Below are 17,631 nucleotides of genomic sequence, written 5' to 3' on the forward strand. Positions count from 1 at the left end.
CGGGGATGTGCCGATATTGGGCCTGTCCGCCCGCTTGCGGGGATTGCGGACACTGAAACGGAACGGAGTCACGGCAACTTGCTGATGCAGAACGAAAACCGGCTGCGCCCCGAAAATCCGGGCGCACAGGCCGCGCATTTGCCCGACGACCGGACCCGCGGCCATGCGGATGTGCTGTTCTGTTCGTTCCACACATCCGACGACTATTATGCCGATGCTGCCGCGCGGCTGCGCGCCTCGCTGGACGGGCTGGGCATCCGCCACGAGATCGCCGAGGTCCACAAGGCCCCCGGCGAGGAATGGCCCGAGATCTGCCGCCGGAAGGTGCCCTTCCTGCATTCGGTCTGCATGGCCAATCCGGCGGCGCGGGTGTTCTGGATCGATGTCGATTGCGACATCGACTATCTGCCCGGCTTCGTGGCGGGCTTTTCGGCCGACATCATCGGCTTCCAGCGCGGCTTCGGCCATCCGATGCGGATCGGCTATGCCAACAGCGCGCGCTTCTGGGAGCCCTGCTTCTGGGGCATCAACGCCACCCCGGCCGCCCGCGCCTATATCGAGGACGCCAACGCCGCCGCCACCCGCATGACGATCCGCGCCACCGACGACTTCTTCTTCGAGGAGGCGTGGCGCAAGAATGCCGACCGGCTGAGCTTCCAGATGATCCCCTCGGCGATGCTTCTGGGCCGCGCGGATCGCCCCGAGACCGGGCAGAAGCCGTTCTTCTATTTCGGCTCCAGCGGCAATGTCGCCAGCTTCAAGGGCGTGGCCGCGCAGCACAGCCGCAATGCGCGGCCCGCGACCGGCGCGCCCGCCCCCGGCACCCGGTCGCTGGCACTGCGCACCGCGCGCCGGGTGCAGGATGCGCTGCCGCCGGCCATCGCCGCGCCGCTGCGGCGCATCTCGGACCGGATCGGCATGACGGAACTGCTGTCGCCCTCGGTTCCGGCGTCAGCGCAGCTGTCGCCGCGCAGCATCTATCGCATCATCCACGACGCGCGCGAGGGCCGGGCCGAGGCGGTCGAGGCGCGGCTGCAGGACATCGCCGCGCGCAGGCTTCTGTCGGCCACGGACCAGGCCGTCATCGGCGCCGCCCGCGCCTTCCTGGACTATGGGGGCCGCGGCGGGACAGAGGGCGGCGGGGGCGATCCGCTGCGGCTGCTGTGGTGGGACAAGCCCTATCCCGGCAATTTCGGCGACTGGCTGTCGCCGCTGATCCTGTCGGCGGCCACCCGCCGCCCGGTCCGCTTCCAGGCCCATGACGACCCCGGCGCGGCGCCGCATCTGGTGGCGGTCGGCTCGATCGGCCGTTTCGCGCGGCAAAGCTCGATCCTGTTCGGCACCGGGGTCAGCCGCAGCGATGCGCTGCTGCCACCCGATGCGACCTATATCTCGCTGCGCGGCCCCTATTCGGCCCAGGCCGTCGCCGAGGCGGGCGGCCCCAGAATCGAGCGTTTCGGCGATCCGGCGGCGATCCTGCCCCGGCTTCTGCCCATCGCGCGCCCGGTCCGCACCAATGGCCGCATCGCGCTGGTGCGCCATTTCGCGCATCGCGGCGTCTCGCTGCGGCTGCCCGAACAGGTGGACGAGCATTCCGTCCTGTGTTCGGGCCGCCAGGAAATCGCGCGGCTGATCGAGACCCTGGTCGGCTATGACGCGGTGCTGACCAGCGCCATGCATATCCAGATCATCTGCCAGGCTTACGGCATCCCGGTCGGCCTGATCACCTTCGAGGGATTCGAGGATGCCGTCCATGGCGACCGGATCAAGTATCGCGACTATGCGGCGGGGGTCGGGCTGCCCGAGAAACTGCCCCTGGCCGTGGATCACGACCTGCGCCACCGGGCGCTGGACCTCTTGATCGCGGACGACCGGATCCCGGCAACGGCGATGGCCGATATCGAGGGCGCCCTGGCCGAGGCCGTCGCGGCCCATGACCGCGCGGCCGGCCATGCCGGCGGGACATCGCAGCAGCGAGAAAAGGCAAGACCGTGAAAGATCTCGAAGTTCCGCAACAGGTGCGCTCGGCCAATCCGCGCATCCCGCCCCCCGTCGGCCGGGCAGGCTGGACGGCGCGGCATTCGCTGGTCGTGTTCAGCTTCCTTCTGGTCTTCCTGCTGCCCTCGCTGATCGTGGCGGGCTACATGTTCGTCGTGGCGAAGGACCAGTATGTCTCCGAGGTCTCCTTCGTCGTGCGCGACGACGAGGTTCCGAACCTGGGCCTGCTGGCCGGGCTGGGCCTGTCCTCGGTCGGCAATACGACGACGGATGCGAAGATCGTCTACGAATATCTGCGCAGCCCGAACTTCGTCGCCCAGACCGACGCCCGGATCGACCTGCGCAGCATCTTCACCCGCGCCACAGGCGATCCGGTCTTCGCGCTGCAGGACGGATCGACGCTGGAGGAACTGGTGTCCTATTGGCGGCGCATGGTCACGATCAGCGTCGATTCCGCCACCGGCATGATCGGGATCGAGGTCCGCGCCTTCGATCCCGACGACGCCCATCGCATCACCCAGGCCATCCATGCCGGTGCCGCGCATCTGGTCAACAACATCTCGGACCATGCCCGCGCCAATTCCCTGCGCTATGCCGAGCGCGACCTGCGCCAGACCGAGGAACGGCTGGCCGAGGCGCGCATCGCGATGGCCCGCTTTCGCGACCAGCACAAGCTGATCGACCCGCAGGCGGCGGTGAACATCAATTCCTCGGTGATCGCCGGCCTGTCGCAGGAACTGACCGAGGCGATGATCCAGCTGGAAACCCTGCGCGAGCAGGGCACGGCGGATGTGCGCCTGATCCAGGCCGAAACCCGCGTCAACGTCCTGCGCCGCCGGATCGAGACCGAGCAGCAGAGCTATATCGGCGCCGGCACCGACGACGATGTCAGCTTCAGCAACATCATCGACGGCTATACCCAGCGGCTGCTGGACCTGGAACTGGCCGAGAAGAGCTATGGCCTGGCGCTGGCGGGGGTCGAGGCGGCGCGCTCGAAGGCGGATCAGGACAGCCGCTACCTGGCCACCTTCGTCGAGCCGACGCGCGCCGAGACGCCGACCCGCCCGCGCCGGGTGATGATCACGCTGCTGGCCGTCACCTTCATCTTCATCGGCTGGCTGAGCCTTGTCCTGATCGGCTACAGCAATCGCGACCGCTACTGATGATCCGGCTGGAGAACCTGTCGAAAAGCTTCACCGTCAACGGCCGCACGACCGTGGTGGCCCGCGACGTGAACGTGACCTTCCCCAGCCGCGCGGCGATCGGGCTGCTGGGCCATAACGGCGCCGGGAAATCCACGCTGCTGCGGATGATCGCGGGCGTGGTGCGGCCCGATCACGGCCGGATCGCGACCACCGGCAGCGTGTCCTGGCCGGTGGGTTTCGCGGGCAGCTTCCATCCCGACCTGACCGGGGCGCAGAACACCCGCTTCATCGCCCGTGTCTACGACGCCGATGCCGAGCGGCTGCTGCAATTCGTCGCGAAATTTTCGGATCTGGGGCACCATCTCTACCTGCCCTTCCGCAATTATTCCTCGGGGATGCGGTCGCGGCTAGCCTTCGGCGTGTCGATGGGCATCCATTTCGACACCTATCTGGTCGACGAGGTCACATCCGTCGGCGACGGCTATTTCCGCGAGAAGAGCAAGGCCTATTTCCGCAACCGGCTGCTGAACAGCGGCACGATCATGGTGTCGCATTCGATGAGCATGATCCGCGCGATCTGCACCTCGGCCGCGGTGCTGCACAACGGCCGGCTGCGCTATTTCACCGACGTGAACGAGGCCATCGAGGTCCACCAGGCGAACATGGGCACCACCGCGGACGAGGACGACGATGAGTGATCCGGCCCCCACCGGCCGCCCCTGGCGCCATCCGCTGAGCCGCGCGCCGGGCCTGCGCACGCTCTCGGCGCTGATCCTGCGCGAGATGTCCACCTCCTACGGCAAGTCGCCCGGCGGCTTCATCTGGACCATCCTGGAGCCGGTGGGCGGGATCGCGCTGCTGACGGTCATCTTCTCGCTGGCGGTGCGGGTGCCGCCGATGGGCTCCAGCTTCGCGCTGTTCTATGCGACCGGCCTGCTGCCCTTCCTGATGTTCCTGGACATCAGCCGCAAGGTCGCGCAGTCGCTGTCCTTTTCCAAGCAGCTGCTGTTCTATCCCGGCGTCACCTTCATCGACGCGATCTTCGCCCGCTTCGTGCTGGCCTGCGTGGTCCATGCCATCGTCTTCGTGGTCGTGCTGTTCGGCATCATCCTCTATGACCGGGTCGAGCTGATCATCGACCTGCCGGGCATCGTGCGGGCCTTCCTGATGGCGGCGGGGCTGGGGCTGGGCGTGGGCTGCCTGAACTGCTTCCTGATGCGGCGCTTCCCGCTATGGGCCAATGTCTGGGCGATCGTGACCCGGCCGCTGTTCCTGATCTCCTGCATCTTCATCCCCTACGACGCCGTGCCCGCCGGCTTCCGCGAGGTGCTGTGGTTCAATCCGCTGGTGCATATCGTCGGCACGAACCGCGCGGCCTTCTATTCGACCTATCGCGCCGAATACGTGCAGCCCGTCTATGTCGCGCTGGTCGCCGCGATCGTGTTCGGAATCGGCCTCGCGCTGCTGTTCAAGTGGCACCGGGACCTGGCGCAGCGCTGAAGATCGATGCTGCAGCTGCGAAGAAGGACAATTTTTCGCTGCGGCGCAACATCGGGCATAAACATGCTCTGACCGCGTGAATCTTTGGAATGGAAGCACAAACCATCCCCCGGCATTAATTGTCCCTGTAAAGAGTCGCCCGGACATCGCTGCATAGCGGCATAAGCGACCGGCATCCCTTGGGGATGCCAGGTCCGGGCCCGGTTTCGCCTGACACGTCCCATTTTCATCGGCCCGTTCCCGCCACATGGCACGCGGCTGCCCGATCAGACACGGATTGACATGACGAACCGCGACATCAGCATGACTGCCCGGCAATCGGCGGGCTTCGTGCCCGACCTGGCATTTCCCGTCCGCAGGCTTCTGGCCGGCATCGGCCGAAGCTTCCGCGCGACCCGCATCGCTGCCCCGCCCCAGCGCATCACCATCGTCAGCTTCTATACCGAGGGCGGCTATTACGAGGAGAAGGCGCGCGAGCTGCGCGCCCGCTGCGACCAGCTGGGGATGCGCCACGACATCCAGCCGATCACCTTCCCCGACGACATCAGCTGGAGCGAGATCTGCCGCGCCAAGGTCCGCTTCTATCGCAAGATGCTGCTGAAGCACCGCAGCACGATCATGTGGCTGGACGTGGACACGACGCTTTTGCGCAACCTGGACGGGCTGTGCAGCACCTCCTATGACATCGGCGTCTTCATGCGCGGCTTCCGCTTCCTGCCGCAAGAGAATTTCTCGCTCTATGCCCGGCGCTTCCATCCGGGCTACCTGATCCTGAACCATACCCGCCAGACGCTTGAACTGCTTTACGAATGCAAGCGCGTCGAGGCCGAGACCACGGGCGATTTCACCGACGACTATATCCTGGAAGAGGCGTTCCGGCGCACCAGCGCGCGCCCGCGTCTGATGATCCTGTCGCCCAACGACATCGCCCGGCCGCAGGACCCCGAACAGCCGGGCGCCTATTTCCTGCATGGCGACAGCGGCAACGTGAAGGAATTCCGCGGCAAGGTGCTGCAGCACAGCCCCGACATCATGCGCCCCGAAAGCCAGAAGGCGGTGCTGCTGAACCTGATCTCGGACGCGGCGCGGGCCGGCAAGCGCGCGCTGGTCTGCGAATATTACCACGCCATCCTGTCCCGCGACCCCGAGGATCACGGCAGCTATCACAAGCTGCTGGAGATCGCCGCCAGGATCCCCGGCGGGCGCGAATTGCAGCGGGCGCTGGACCGCTATCGCGACAATGCGCATCTGTTCCCCTACGGGCTGCGCTTCCAGCTGCTTTCGGCGCTGGCCGACAGGGACTGGCCCAAAGCCGACAGGCTGATGGCCGAGATCGAAGCCACCGGCCATGACGCCGTCATCAGCTTCGCGCAAAGCCGGATGTTCCGCGCCTCGCTGGACCGGCGGGCCGAGGAAATGGGCATCGCCGACGAGGCCCGCCTGCGGCTGTTCTGGTGGGAACAGCCCTATCCGGGCAATCTGGGCGACATCGTCAACCCCTATATCGTCGAGAAGCTGACCGGCATCCCGCCGCAATGGGCCGGCCGCGGCCAGGGGCTGTGCGCCATCGGCTCGGTCATCAAATACGCCAGGGAGGGCACCGGCGTCTGGGGCAGCGGCACGCCGAATTCGGACGACCAGCTTGCGCCGGGGGCGCGGTATCACGCCGTCCGCGGCCCGCTGACCCGCGACCTGGTGCTGCAGGGTGGCGGCACCTGCCCCGAGGTCTATGGCGATCCCGCCTGGCTGCTGCCGATCCTCTATCCCCGCCGCCGCGCCGCCACGCGCAAGACCGGGCTGATCCTTCATTTCACGCATGAGGAACTGGCCAGCGAGGTCGCCCCCGAGATCCGGCGCATCAACATCCGCCGGCTGGGCTACGACCAGATCGAGGCCTTCCTGGACGAGATGCTGGACTGCGAACGGATCGTCTCTTCCTCGCTTCACGGGGTCATCATCGCGCAGGCCTATGGCATCCCCGCCTGCCTTGCCACGGTGCGCAGCAGCGCCACGCAGATCCATGGCGACGGCATCAAGTTCGACGACTATTACCGCTCGATCGGCCATGAGCGCGCGCCCGAACCGGTCGATCTGTCGGCCATCGCGCGGCTGGACGATGCGGCGGCGGACGGGCTGGACTTCCTGCTGGCCAAGCAGCGCATCGACATCGTCGGGCTGCTGGACGCCGCGCCCTTCGCGCTGGCGCCAGGCATCCGCCAGAAGGCGGTGGACTGGATGGCCGGGGTCGAGCCGGCGCGGCCCATAAGCTGGCTGCGGGCCGTCTGAGCGATGGGCGACGACAGCATGACGGCGCCGGCGGGCAAGCCCTCGCCGCTGAAGGTGACCTATCTGCGCGAGAACTCGGCCAGCTGGGATCGCAGCCGTTTCCGCAAGCATCTGGCGGCGGTGCCGAACAACCCGGTCCTGGCCGAGATCGCGCATCGCCGCAACGCCCTGCGCTATCTGGCGCCGCATCCGCTGCACCAGTCCTATCAGGCGCCCAACCGCTCGCCCGCGCGGGTGACGCCGGACCTGCTGGCGATCTCGCCCGCCTATGGCGCGGTGCTGTTCAACCTTGCGCGCAGCATCGAGGCGCGGCTGATCCTGGAGGACGGGGCGGGCTTCGGCATCTCGTCGATGTATCTGGCGGCGGCCGCGCGCCAGGCCGGGGGCGGGATGCTGCTGTCCTTCGAGATCTCGGAATACGCCGCCCATGCGCAGGCCTCGGTCAACCTGGTCGATCCGGGATCGCAGGTCATCAGGGGCAGTTTCGCGGGCTTTCCGGCGCATCTGTCGGGCACGGCGCAGGTGGATTTCGCCTTCATCGACAGCATGCACGACAAGGACAGCATGCTGCGCAGCTTCAAGTCGCTGATCGGCTGGATGGCGCCGCAATCGATCATCGTGGTGGACGACCTGTCCTATTCCGATTCCGCGCGCGAGGGCTTCCGCTCGATGATGCGGATGGGGCACCACGATTTCGTCGCCATCGTGAACAACCGCTTCGGCGTGCTGGTCAGAGGCTAGGCCACCACGCCCGGCCGCGCGGAACCGGCGCGGCCGGGGGGTGCCGCCGCCCGCCCTCGCTGGCCTCGAACTCGGCCACCATCCGCGCCAGCCGCCGCTGGCTGGCCGAGATCAGCCCGCGATAGCGGCGGTTGCTGAACCCCCAGGCCGAGGAGGCCAGCCCGTCGGCGTGATCGACCAGGAAGGGCAGCGTGGTGACGACCCGCATCGCCGGCATCCTCTCCAGGTGGCGGTCGATGGTGATCCTGGCCCGCGCATGGGTGCCCACCGACCATGCGGCCAGCCAGTCCAGCGCCCGCGGCGCGAAGATGTTGAAGACCATCCCGGTCGTGCGGTTCAGATGCACGAAGGTCTCGCCCCGGAAACGCTCGACGCGGGTCACGCGATAGCCGTCGCCGATATGGGTGGACAGGCCCGAGAAGACGTCCCATTCCGTCTGCGCCAGGTAATCCGTCACCACCTCCAGCCGATCCTCGAAGCGGGGATCGGCGTAAAGGTCGTCCTCGCAGATGACCGCGCTGTCCACCCGCGCCGACAGGCAGGCGCGGGCCATCAGGCGAAAGCCGATGGCCGCCCCGATCCAGCCGGGATTGCCGCGGACGCCGTTGAAAAGCCGGAACTCCGGCAGGCGGCGGCGCAGGAAGGAGTGCCGCCTTTCGGGCGTCTCGGGCAGGCTGAGGCACAGTCGCGGCCGCCGCCCCAGCTTCTGCAATTCATGGAACTGCTGCCAGTCGGCATGGTCGGGATCGACGCTGCCCACCGCCAGCTGGATGCGATACAGGTCGCGCCGCAGCAGCGCCGGGTCGCGGGTGATCAGGAACAGCCTGTCGGCGGGCGCCCCGGCCTCGATCAGCCTGGCCAGCCGGGTCTCGCTGGTCTCGATGATCGAATGGCAGTGCCGGGCCAGAAGGCCAAGCCGGGCGGGATCCAGCCCCGATCCGGCGGTGATGACCAGCACGTCCTCGGGGCCGTAAGCCGCAAGCGAGGGGTTCTCGGGGTCGATATGCAGCCGCGTCATCCCCGGCCGCGCGGTTTCCGGCAGGACCTGGTGCCCCAGCGCGATCAGCGCGGCGGACAGGCTGTCCGCGAAATCCGACCGCGCGCCGATGATGGCCAGCTGGCGCGAGAACGGCGCGACCGATCCTGCCTGCCGGCGCCGCTTGGGATAGCGCAGGCGCGAATAGAAGCCATGCGGCCCTTCCTGCCGCATGATCTGCCCCAGACGGCGTAGATGCATGAGTGGCTGCCCCGTCGAAATGCTGCCCGGAACGCGGTGGACGTGCCGGGCAGCCTCGCGACGCCCTGCCCGGTGAACGCCGCATTCCCAAAGATGTGCCGGATCAGAAAGAGCTCAGGCGCCCGCTGCGATGGCCCAGCCCGAATTCGCCTTCATCCGTTCGCACCGAAGCATTGCCCGGCCAGTCGCTTCTGCGGGGATCTTCCGGGCGCAGCAGATCGAGGAGGCTGGTCAGCTGCGCGATCTCGGCCGGGGCCCAGCCGTTGCGGGTCAGGCGGCGGTGATCGTCGCTGCCGGCCTCGCCCGGCCCGGCCAGCAGGGTCCAGGCATATTCCAGCCCCGCCGCCAGCCGGTCGCCCAGCCGGTCGCGCAGCCCTGCCGGGACGCGATAGCGCGCCGCCTTGCCCGCCGGGGTGAACTGGCTTTGCGCGACCCGCCGGGCTTCGGCCAGGACGGCGGCGGCAGGATCGCCGCCCGACATCGCCATGTCGGACAACTCGCCGAAATTCTGCGACTCCTCGGCCAGCAGCCTGCGGCAATGGATCAGGGTCTCGGCATCGCCCGCCAGCGTCGCGGCGAAAGCGGCGATGGCCCGCCGCTCCCACAGGCTGAACAGGCCCGGCCGCCGGGGCGACAGCAAGTCGCGCAGCTGCCGCCGGGTTGCGCGGCCGTCCGCGTCGAAGGGATCGGCCGGACTCGCCGTGGTCCCGCGCTCGCCCATGACCTTGCGCAGCGCGCTGGACCCCGACCGGATCAGCTGGCCAAGCGCGGAAAGCCGCGGCAAGGAACCGGGATAGCCGCCATCCTGCATCTGGGCGGCAGCCCGGTGCGAATGAACCGGCACGAAGGCGGAAGGGCAGATCGACAGGGCCACGATCGCCGCAGCCGACCCCGAGCCCATTGATTCAAAATGCTTCCCGTGCATGTCATTCCCCTTTGCTTCGTCCTGCGCCTGTCGCGCAGCCAGGTGACTTCAGGGTCATGACTAGCAAAATCACGATAGAATATGTCGTTTTAAATTTCGGGCCCTTGGAGGATTTCCTTACTCGTCCGGCGGCGCCGACAGTGTGTCCATGCTGTGGCGCGGCCCGGCCCCGGCGGATGCGGGCAGAGGGGCGGATTCGCAGGCGTGGCCGGCGGGCGATTCACCCACCAGTGGCCCAGTTCCGGGCGCGCCAGCCGATCCATGCGCCGGCCAGGCAGGCCAGCAGGAAGATCCAGCCGGACAGTGCCCCGGCCATGATCCCCGACAGCAGCACCCCGACCGTGCAGCCAAGCGCGACCATGGCGCCCCAGCCCAGCAGCACGCCGCCCAGCAGCAGGCGCGGCACCGCGCGCAGGCCGGGCCAGGCGGGTTTCCAGTCGCCGGCAAGCGTCGCCGCGACCGTCGAGCCCAGCACCATGCCGATCACGAAGACCCCGTTGCGCGACAGCAGCGTTTCCTTGACCACGGTCGCGCAGCCGGCAAAGCCGTCAAGCCCGTGCAGCACCGTCGGCAGCAGCCCCACCGCCATGGCCGAGGTGCGCGCGACCGAGCCAAGCTCGGCCGTCACCCCCAGCGGGCCGACGCGGAAATAGGCCAGCACGGCGATCCAGCCGACAAGGATGCCGCCCACCACCGCAGGCCAGCGCCGCGCCAGGGCGGGCCGGGGGTCGGGCGGATCCTGCGCCTCGGCTCCGGGCTGGCGCGACAGCCACAGCGCCGTCGCCCCCAGCACGGCCAGCGTCGCCGCCAGCGCGCCGGAATGGCCCAGCCAGGCGGACAGCCAGATCACCCGCGCGCGATGGATGTCCAGCAGGTAGAGCGTGTTCCAGCTGAGGAAGCCCAGCACGAACCCGGCCAGCGCGCCAAGCAGCGCGACGACCGAGCCGAAGGCCCCCTCGCCCAGCCGATAGAGATGCGCCGAGATGCAGGAACCGCTGAGTGCCATGCCGATCCCGAAGACGAAGGCGCCAAGCGCCAGCGTCAGGGAAACCGGGCCGATATGGGCATCGGGCGGCAGCCTTCCGGCGAAGGGATCGGGCAGCCAGGCGCCGAAGACGGCGGCATAGCCGATGGCCCCTACGGCCAGCGCGGCGATGATGCCCAGCAGCCCGCGCGGGTCGCGATCCGCGAACCAGTCCCGCGCGATGCACCAGAAGCAGAAGCGCGACCGTTGCAGCACCAGCCCGAACCCCGCGCCAAGCGCGAAGGACACCGGCAGGGACCTGCCAAGCGCGTCGCGTTCGGGCAGGGAAAGCAGGATCGCAATCAGCGCCGCGATGGCGGCGGCGGCGACAAGGGGACGCGAGGTCAGGGGCATGGGGCTGCGGCCGGAAACAGGATCGCCGGCCCGCGCGAACGGGCCAGCTGGTGGTGGCGGAACGCCACGGCGGCGGCTACCGGCCGGTCCAGATGGTGCCGGCAAGGTTGGTCACCGGAACACCGACCGCATTGCCGTATTCCGTCCAGGACCCGTCATAGTTCTTCACGTCATAGCCCAGGATCTTCGACAGCGCGAACCAGGTGTGGCTGGACCGCTCGCCGATGCGGCAATAGGTGATGACGGGCTTCGATCCGTCCACCCCCGCCTCGGCATAGAGCGCCTTCAGATCCTCGGGGGACTTGAAGCGGCCGTCCTCCTGCACCGCCTGGCTCCAGGGCACGTTGACCGCGCCGCTGACATGGCCTGCGCGGATCGCCGTCTCCTTGAAGCCCTCGGGCGCGATGATCTTGCCCGAATATTCGTCGGGCGAGCGGATATCGACGATCACATGGCTTTCGCTTTCGACGGCATCGACGACCTCGGCCAGTTTCGCGCGCAACGCCGGATCGGCCTCGCCCAGCTCGATATTGCCGGCCGCAAGCGCCAGCGGCGAGGTCGACAGCTGGCGGCCCTCGGCCTCCCACAAGGCGCGGCCGCCATCCAGCAGCTTGACGTTCTCGACGCCATAGACATCCAGCACCCAGGCCCCCCAGGCGGCGAACCAGTTGTTCGTGTCGCCATAGAGGATGATCGTCGAATCCGCATTCACCCCGGCATCGCGCAGGATCGACTGAAGCTGGTCCTTGCTGGCGATGTCGCGGCGCACCGGATCGACCAGGTCGGTGTGCCAGACGATATTGGTCGCCCCCGGAATATGGCCGCGTTCATAGACGCCCGGATTGACGCTGACCTCCAGCAGTCGGATCTCGGGATTCTCCAGGTTTTCCTGCAGCCATTCGGTGGTCACGAGCGGACCCTCCGACGCGGCTGCGACGCTGCCCAGGATCGCCAGCCCGGCGGCCGTCACCAACAGTCTGATTTTGCTTGCCATCCTACCCTCACGATCAAATCTCGACTTCATGAGTCAAGATAGCAAATGACCGCCACCGGGCAAGGAACGGAACGCACCGAGTTTTTCCGCCATTCGACAAGTTTCGCGCAGTATCGGACCCGGCCGGAGATCAATCTTCCCCGCAGCCGATTTCGCGGTTGCGTCCCGCCGGACGAGGCGCGGGCGAGCCGTGCCGATTCGGCGGATTTCCGCCTTCTGTCAGGCGGTGACGGTTTGCGCGATCCGCCCGGCCAGCGCGGCGACCTGGCCGCGGATGTCGGGGATGGCGGTGATTTCCCAGAAGGCCGCGCGCGAGACCGGCCCGATGGCCAGCAGCCGCGGCGAGGCATGGCCTGCGGCGTCGATCACGCGGCAATCCTCGCTGACCTCCAGCCCGATGCGCAGCGGGTCCACCCGCGCCCGGCCGCTGGACAGAAGATCGGCGATCAGCGGCGTGGCATTCCGTTCCGGGTCGTGGCGGATGCCGCGGCAATCGATGATCCGCGCGGCCCGGATCGCGGTTTCCTCGTGCAGGCCATGCGGGCGGATGATGGCGCGCAGGCTGCCATCCTCGGCACGCTCGGCCCGCAGGAAGGCGCCGCGCCGATGAACCAGCTGGCCGCGTTCGACCGCGTCCGAGATCCGCGCATCCGAGGCCGAGGGAATGCGGTGCCGGTGAACGTCCCACCATGAAACCGCGTGGCGCAGGAAGCGCGCGCGCTCGCCGATGGGCAGGGCCTGCCAGATCGCCGAGACATGCGGCCGCAGCCCGTCCACGGCATCCCGCCAGGTGCCGCCATCGGCCTCGGCCCTGCGGGCCAGGTCGCGCAGCCAGCGGAAAAGCCCGCTGATCGGCCGGTCCAGCGGAATTTCCTCGAAGCGGATCGGCAGCGGCCGGGTCGGCGCATGGGGCCGCGGCAGCTGGCCGCGCCGCGACAGGGTGACGATCGGCCCGCGATGGCCGGATTTCATCAGCGACAGGACCTGATCGACCATCGACAGGCCCGAGCCGATGATGACGACGCGGGCATCGGGATCGATCCCCTCGACCCCCTCCCAGGCGCCCGACAGCAGCCCCTGCGGATCGGGCGGCGGCAGGACATGGCCGGTCGCCAGCACCGCAAGCCGCGCCCGGACAGCCTCGCCGCCGTCCAGATGGGCGATGACGCCGTCCTCGGTTTCCTCGACCCGCAGGCAGGTCCGCCGCAGGCAGGTCAGGCGCCGGGCCGCCTCGCCCGAGGTCCAGGGGCGCAGCAGGTCCGACAGATAGGCGCCATAGGTCGAGCGGCTGACGAAGCTGTGTTCGGTCGCGCCCTCGCCTTCGCGGCGCTGCTGCAGCCAGCGGTGGAAATGGTCGGGATCGTCGGGAAAGGCGCTCATGTTGTGGACGCGGGTATTCAGCAGGTGATCCGGGTCGCGGGTCGAATAGGCCAGGCCGCAGCCCAGCAGGTTGGCCGCCTCCAGGATCGTCACCCGCAGGTCGTCGCTGCGCGACAGCAGATGCGCGGCCATCAGCACGCCGCTGGCACCGCCGCCGACGATCAGGACATGGCCGGCATGATCGCCCGCCGGGGCCGCCGAGGGAAAAGCCGGAAGCCGGGTCATGCCTGCCCCCGGATTCGGATCAGCCGGGCCTGCGCGGCCTGAAACCACCCGACGGGTCCGGCGGGACCGGCAGATGCCCGAGAGGCAAGGAGCCGGGTCATTTCGGGGTCGAAGCGTCCGTCGATCATAGGGCCTCCTGTCCGATGGCTGACAATACTCTATAACGCAGGTCGAGATTTGTTGTTCCAAATTCACCCCGGAAAGAGGAATGATTTTCTCTGCCGTGCGTGCAGACCGGGCGATATTCCGCGGTAGAAGGGCCTCAAACAGGCCACGGGCCAGGTCCGGGCGCGGAAAATTGTTCTCCGCCGGCAGATGAAAAAACATGACTTATCTTATCGTCATTTCTTTCCCCGGATGGCATGATGGACATGAAAAAGAACCCGTGCCGGGTTCGCCGATCATGATGAAGGGGGTCTTCCATGCCTCGAACATCCGCCAGTCTGAGCGACGCATTGACCAATCTGCCCCTGGACAAGGGGCTGCGCAAAGCCGTCGAACGGCAGCGCGACGCGATCTGCGACATCGACATGGGCGAACGGGACCTGCTGTCGCCGGAACAGGCCGGACCGGTCTCCATCGTCGAGCGGCGGGCGATCGCGGTCTATGTGGCCGCGCTTCACCAGGAACGGGAACTGGTCGACCGCTATCTTGCCCTGCTGGCGGAAAGCGACGGGGCCGGTCCCGCCCTGGCCCGCGTGATCGAGGCCGAGGCCCGCCGGGCCGCCGCGCATCATCCCGACCCGCATCTGCCCGCCCCCGCCAGCCGCGCCCTGATCGGCGAACGGCTGGCAGTGGTCTTTGCCCATATCCAGGCGCTGCTGACGGGCGACCGCAAGGGCCAGGCCCGCACCCTGGGCTGGAGCGCCGATGCGCTTGGCATCGTGTCGCGGATCATGACCCTGGTCATCTTCCAGGTCCGCATGATCGCCGGCCTGCGGCAATGCGCCCTGGCCCGCCGGAACGTCGTCCCCCTTGCCCGGAAAGGATACAGCCATGATGTTTGACGCCAGCATCGAGCGCGGCATCTTCCATGCCTCCGTCCACGCCCGTCAGGGATTGTTCCGCCGCGCGCGCGGCCTGGACGAGGGCGAGCGGGCGATGGTCGCGCTGGTCGTCAGCCGCGAGGCGGGCCATATGGACCTGGCCCGCCATCATGCCCGGACGGCCGCGGCCGCCCTGCGCGATCCCTTCGCCATCGCCCTGCTGCTGGAAGAGGGCCTGCCCTCGCCGCTGACCGGGCGCCTGGGCGCGCTGGCGACGGCGGCCGGTGCGCTGGCCCGCAAGCACCCCTCGCTTGGCCGTTTCGAGCTGAAGCGCCTGGCCTCGAACGGCGTGGACGCGGATGAGCTGGTCGATCTGGTCGCGACCGTGGCCGAGGTCAGCAGCAGCCTGCATGTCGCCGCGCCCAGGCTTGACGCATGACGGTGCCTGAAGTGAGGGGGCCTGACGCGAGGGGGTCTGAAGCGATGCAACCGGGACCGATGGGCGCGCCTGGCCATGGCCAGGTGACACCGCTTGCGCGCCGGCACATGCCGCGCCTGATCGCCGCGCCCGGCTGCCTGACGGCGCAGCGCGCCGGGCTGGCGCTGGTGCTGTGCGGCCGTCCCACCCGGCCCGTGGCCGGCCCGCGCACCGAATTGCGCCTGGCCAGTCCCTATCGCCAGGACCTGGCAGTCCACGAGCCGCTGGCCATTCTCGCCCTGCTGGACGAGCTTTGCCCCGGCGCGCTGTTCTCGGGCGACCCGGAACGGCGGGCGGGCCAGCAGAAGCTGATCGGCCAGGCCGTCCTGGCCGACGCCCGCCTGACCGAGGTGACGAATGCCGCGAACCATCGCGATCTGGACATCGCCGTCCACCTGCTGCGCGACGCGATGCTGCGGATCGAGCGATGTTTCGCCAACCGGGGCGCTCTGCCGGTTCTGGATGCGCAGGATGCGGTGGTCGCGCCGCTGATCTGGCGCATGATGCTGCTGGACCGCCATCACCGCACGCATCTGTGCCTGGGGCTGGACCGGATCATGGCCCAGGCCGCGCGCCTGTCGCAACTGCCCGGCGCCGATACCGTGCTGGACGACGCGGCGGCCGGCTGTTTCCTGGCCCAGCTTCCCCCCGGCGCCGTCATCGGCCTGCCCGAGGACAACCGCCCGGACTGGGCGCCCGCGCTGGGTCCGGCGGGGCGGGTGCAGCACCTCTCGGCCAGACCAGGACGAAAGAGCAAGACCCTGATTCCTGCAAGAAACGCCAACGCCTTGTCCCAGCCCAGCCCTCCGGCCCCGCATGACGGACAGCTGGATGCCGTCGCCGAAAAGCTGCGGCTGATCCGCATCACCTCGCAGCAGCGCCGCTATCCGGGGCGGGCGACGCCGCGCCTGCCCTCGCGTCCCGCCGTGATCCGGCTGATGTCGAATGTCGTGGGCGCGCTCTATCCGCGTCACTACGGGCCGGCGGGGCTGGATGCGCAGCTGGCGGATACCTTCGTCGCGCAGACCCTGCGATCGGTCCGCCAGCGCCTGTCCGACCAACTGGAGCTTGAATGGCTGCTGCAGCCCGATGACGAGCAGCTGGCCTGCCGCCGCCGCGCCCGCGCGGCCGCCGATGCCTTCCTGGCCGGGCTGCCGCAGATCCGCGACCTGCACGATACCGACATCAACGCGGCCTTCCAGGGCGACCCCTCGGCCCGCAGCCTGGACGAGATCGTGCTGTGCTTTCCCGGCATCGCCGCGATCCTGCGCCATCGCATCGCCCACAGCCTCTATGGGCTGGGCGCGCCGATGCTGGCGCGGATCATGGCGGAACATTCCCATTCGCAATCCGGCATCGACATCCATCCCGGCGCCAAGATCGGCCCGGCCTGCTTCATCGATCACGGCACCGGCGTGGTGATCGGCGAGACAGCCGTGATCGGCCGCAACGTGCGGATCTACCAGCAGGTCACGCTGGGGGCGAAACGCTTCGAGAGCGATGGCGAGGGCGGGCTGGTCAAGGGCCGGCCCCGGCACCCGCTGGTCGGCGACGACGTGGTCATCTATGCCGGCGCCACCATCCTGGGCCGGATCGAGATCGGCAAGGGCGCGATCATCGGCGGCGGGGTCTGGCTGACCGATTCCGTTCCGCCGGGTGCCGTCGTCACGCAGGCCAAGCCCAGCCTGAACGGCACCACGACCTGACACCCCGGACCCGAGACCCCGCCATGCTGGACAATCTGCTGAAACGCCGCTCTCAATATGCCTTGGGGGACAGCCTGCCGATCCCGAAGGAAGAGGCCGACCGCCTCATCCGCGAGGCGATCCGCCAGGCGCCATCCTCGTTCAACTCGCAAAGTTCGCGGGCGCTGATCCTGTTCGGTCAGGAAAGCCGGAGGTTCTGGCGCTTCGTCGAGGAAGCCCTGCGCGCCCTCGTCCCCGAGCCGGATTTCCCCCGGACGCAGAAACGCCTCGGCGGCTTTGCGGCGGGCGCGGGCACGGTGCTGTTCTTCGAGGATCAGTCCGTGGTCGAGGAGCTTCAGAAGAAATTCCCGCTCTATGCCGAGAACTTCCCGATCTGGTCCGAACATTCGACCGCCATGGCCCAGCTTGCCGTCTGGACCACGCTTGCCGATGCCGGGGTCGGCGCCAGCCTCCAGCACTATAACCCGCTGGTCGATGACAAGGTCGCGGCGGCGTGGGACCTGCCCGCTTCGTGGAAGTTGCGGGCGCAGCTGCCCTTCGGCTCGAACGAGGCCGAACCGACGGAAAAGAATTTCATCGACGACGACGGCCGTTTCCTGACCTTCGGCTGAAACCGCCGTCATCCCCTGGACGGGGGACCGGGCCGGGCCGC

At 68.4% G+C, this 17,631-nt stretch carries 15 protein-coding genes; 10 read left to right on the plus strand and 5 right to left on the minus strand.

Annotated elements, in window-relative coordinates:
* Positions 1-78: 78 nt before the first annotated feature.
* From C9E82_RS10930 to C9E82_RS10955, 6 genes are all read left to right on the plus strand, one after another.
* Entirely contained in the window at positions 79-1,995 is a 1,917-nt protein-coding gene (locus tag C9E82_RS10930) for a glycosyltransferase family protein (RefSeq protein ID WP_119896926.1), read from the plus strand.
* Entirely contained in the window at positions 1,992-3,161 is a 1,170-nt protein-coding gene (locus C9E82_RS10935) for a hypothetical protein (RefSeq protein WP_170161995.1), read from the plus strand. The genes C9E82_RS10930 and C9E82_RS10935 overlap by 4 nt, the downstream gene beginning before the upstream one ends.
* The gene (locus C9E82_RS10940; RefSeq protein ID WP_119896924.1) at positions 3,161-3,841 is read left to right on the plus strand and encodes an ABC transporter ATP-binding protein; all 681 of its coding nucleotides are present in this window, start codon (positions 3,161-3,163) and stop codon (positions 3,839-3,841) included. The genes C9E82_RS10935 and C9E82_RS10940 overlap by 1 nt, the downstream gene beginning before the upstream one ends.
* Positions 3,834-4,643, plus strand: a complete 810-nt coding sequence (locus C9E82_RS10945; RefSeq protein ID WP_119896923.1) for an ABC transporter permease — start codon at positions 3,834-3,836, stop codon at positions 4,641-4,643. Before C9E82_RS10940 ends, C9E82_RS10945 begins: the two co-directional genes overlap by 8 nt.
* Before the next feature lie 1,416 nt (positions 4,644-6,059).
* Positions 6,060-6,929 (plus strand): polysaccharide pyruvyl transferase family protein, encoded by an 870-nt coding sequence (locus C9E82_RS25410; protein ID WP_425325176.1) that lies wholly within the window; start codon positions 6,060-6,062, stop codon positions 6,927-6,929.
* A gap of 3 nt (positions 6,930-6,932) precedes the next feature.
* Complete coding sequence (locus C9E82_RS10955) at positions 6,933-7,670, plus strand: class I SAM-dependent methyltransferase (RefSeq protein WP_119896921.1); 738 nt, start codon at positions 6,933-6,935, stop codon at positions 7,668-7,670.
* On the opposite strand, the gene C9E82_RS10960 is transcribed toward C9E82_RS10955, so the two are convergent.
* The 5 genes from C9E82_RS10960 to C9E82_RS10980 all read right to left on the minus strand — a co-directional run bounded on the left by C9E82_RS10960 (position 7,660) and on the right by C9E82_RS10980 (position 13,809).
* Positions 7,660-8,907, minus strand: a complete 1,248-nt coding sequence (locus tag C9E82_RS10960) for a hypothetical protein (protein ID WP_119896920.1) — start codon at positions 8,905-8,907, stop codon at positions 7,660-7,662. The genes C9E82_RS10955 and C9E82_RS10960 overlap by 11 nt on opposite strands.
* Positions 8,908-9,010: 103 nt before the next feature.
* Positions 9,011-9,832: a hypothetical protein gene (locus tag C9E82_RS10965; protein ID WP_147393041.1), complete on the minus strand. Its 822-nt coding sequence runs from the start codon at positions 9,830-9,832 to the stop codon at positions 9,011-9,013.
* 220 nt (positions 9,833-10,052) lie between these two features.
* Positions 10,053-11,210: a YeeE/YedE family protein gene (locus C9E82_RS10970; RefSeq protein WP_119896918.1), complete on the minus strand. Its 1,158-nt coding sequence runs from the start codon at positions 11,208-11,210 to the stop codon at positions 10,053-10,055.
* A 76-nt stretch (positions 11,211-11,286) separates the two neighbouring features.
* The gene (locus tag C9E82_RS10975; protein ID WP_119896917.1) at positions 11,287-12,204 is read right to left on the minus strand and encodes a sulfurtransferase; all 918 of its coding nucleotides are present in this window, start codon (positions 12,202-12,204) and stop codon (positions 11,287-11,289) included.
* A 219-nt stretch (positions 12,205-12,423) separates the two neighbouring features.
* Complete coding sequence (locus C9E82_RS10980; RefSeq protein WP_119896916.1) at positions 12,424-13,809, minus strand: FAD/NAD(P)-binding protein; 1,386 nt, start codon at positions 13,807-13,809, stop codon at positions 12,424-12,426.
* A gap of 422 nt (positions 13,810-14,231) precedes the next feature.
* Here C9E82_RS10980 and C9E82_RS10985 point away from each other — a divergent pair, with 422 nt between their 5' ends.
* From C9E82_RS10985 to C9E82_RS11000, 4 genes are all read left to right on the plus strand, one after another.
* Positions 14,232-14,816, plus strand: a complete 585-nt coding sequence (locus tag C9E82_RS10985) for a carboxymuconolactone decarboxylase family protein (RefSeq protein WP_147393040.1) — start codon at positions 14,232-14,234, stop codon at positions 14,814-14,816.
* A complete protein-coding gene (locus tag C9E82_RS10990; RefSeq protein ID WP_119896914.1) occupies positions 14,806-15,234 on the plus strand; it encodes a hypothetical protein in 429 nt (142 codons plus the stop codon). Before C9E82_RS10985 ends, C9E82_RS10990 begins: the two co-directional genes overlap by 11 nt.
* Positions 15,235-15,341: 107 nt before the next feature.
* Entirely contained in the window at positions 15,342-16,979 is a 1,638-nt protein-coding gene (locus tag C9E82_RS24980) for a hypothetical protein (RefSeq protein WP_244936015.1), read from the plus strand.
* Positions 16,980-17,002: 23 nt separating this feature from the next.
* The gene (locus tag C9E82_RS11000) at positions 17,003-17,590 is read left to right on the plus strand and encodes a nitroreductase family protein (RefSeq protein WP_119896913.1); all 588 of its coding nucleotides are present in this window, start codon (positions 17,003-17,005) and stop codon (positions 17,588-17,590) included.
* Positions 17,591-17,631 lie beyond the last annotated feature (41 nt).

Origin of the sequence: Paracoccus sigandri, from assembly GCF_003709565.1 — a bacterium.
Lineage (GTDB): Bacteria > Pseudomonadota > Alphaproteobacteria > Rhodobacterales > Rhodobacteraceae > Paracoccus > Paracoccus siganidrum.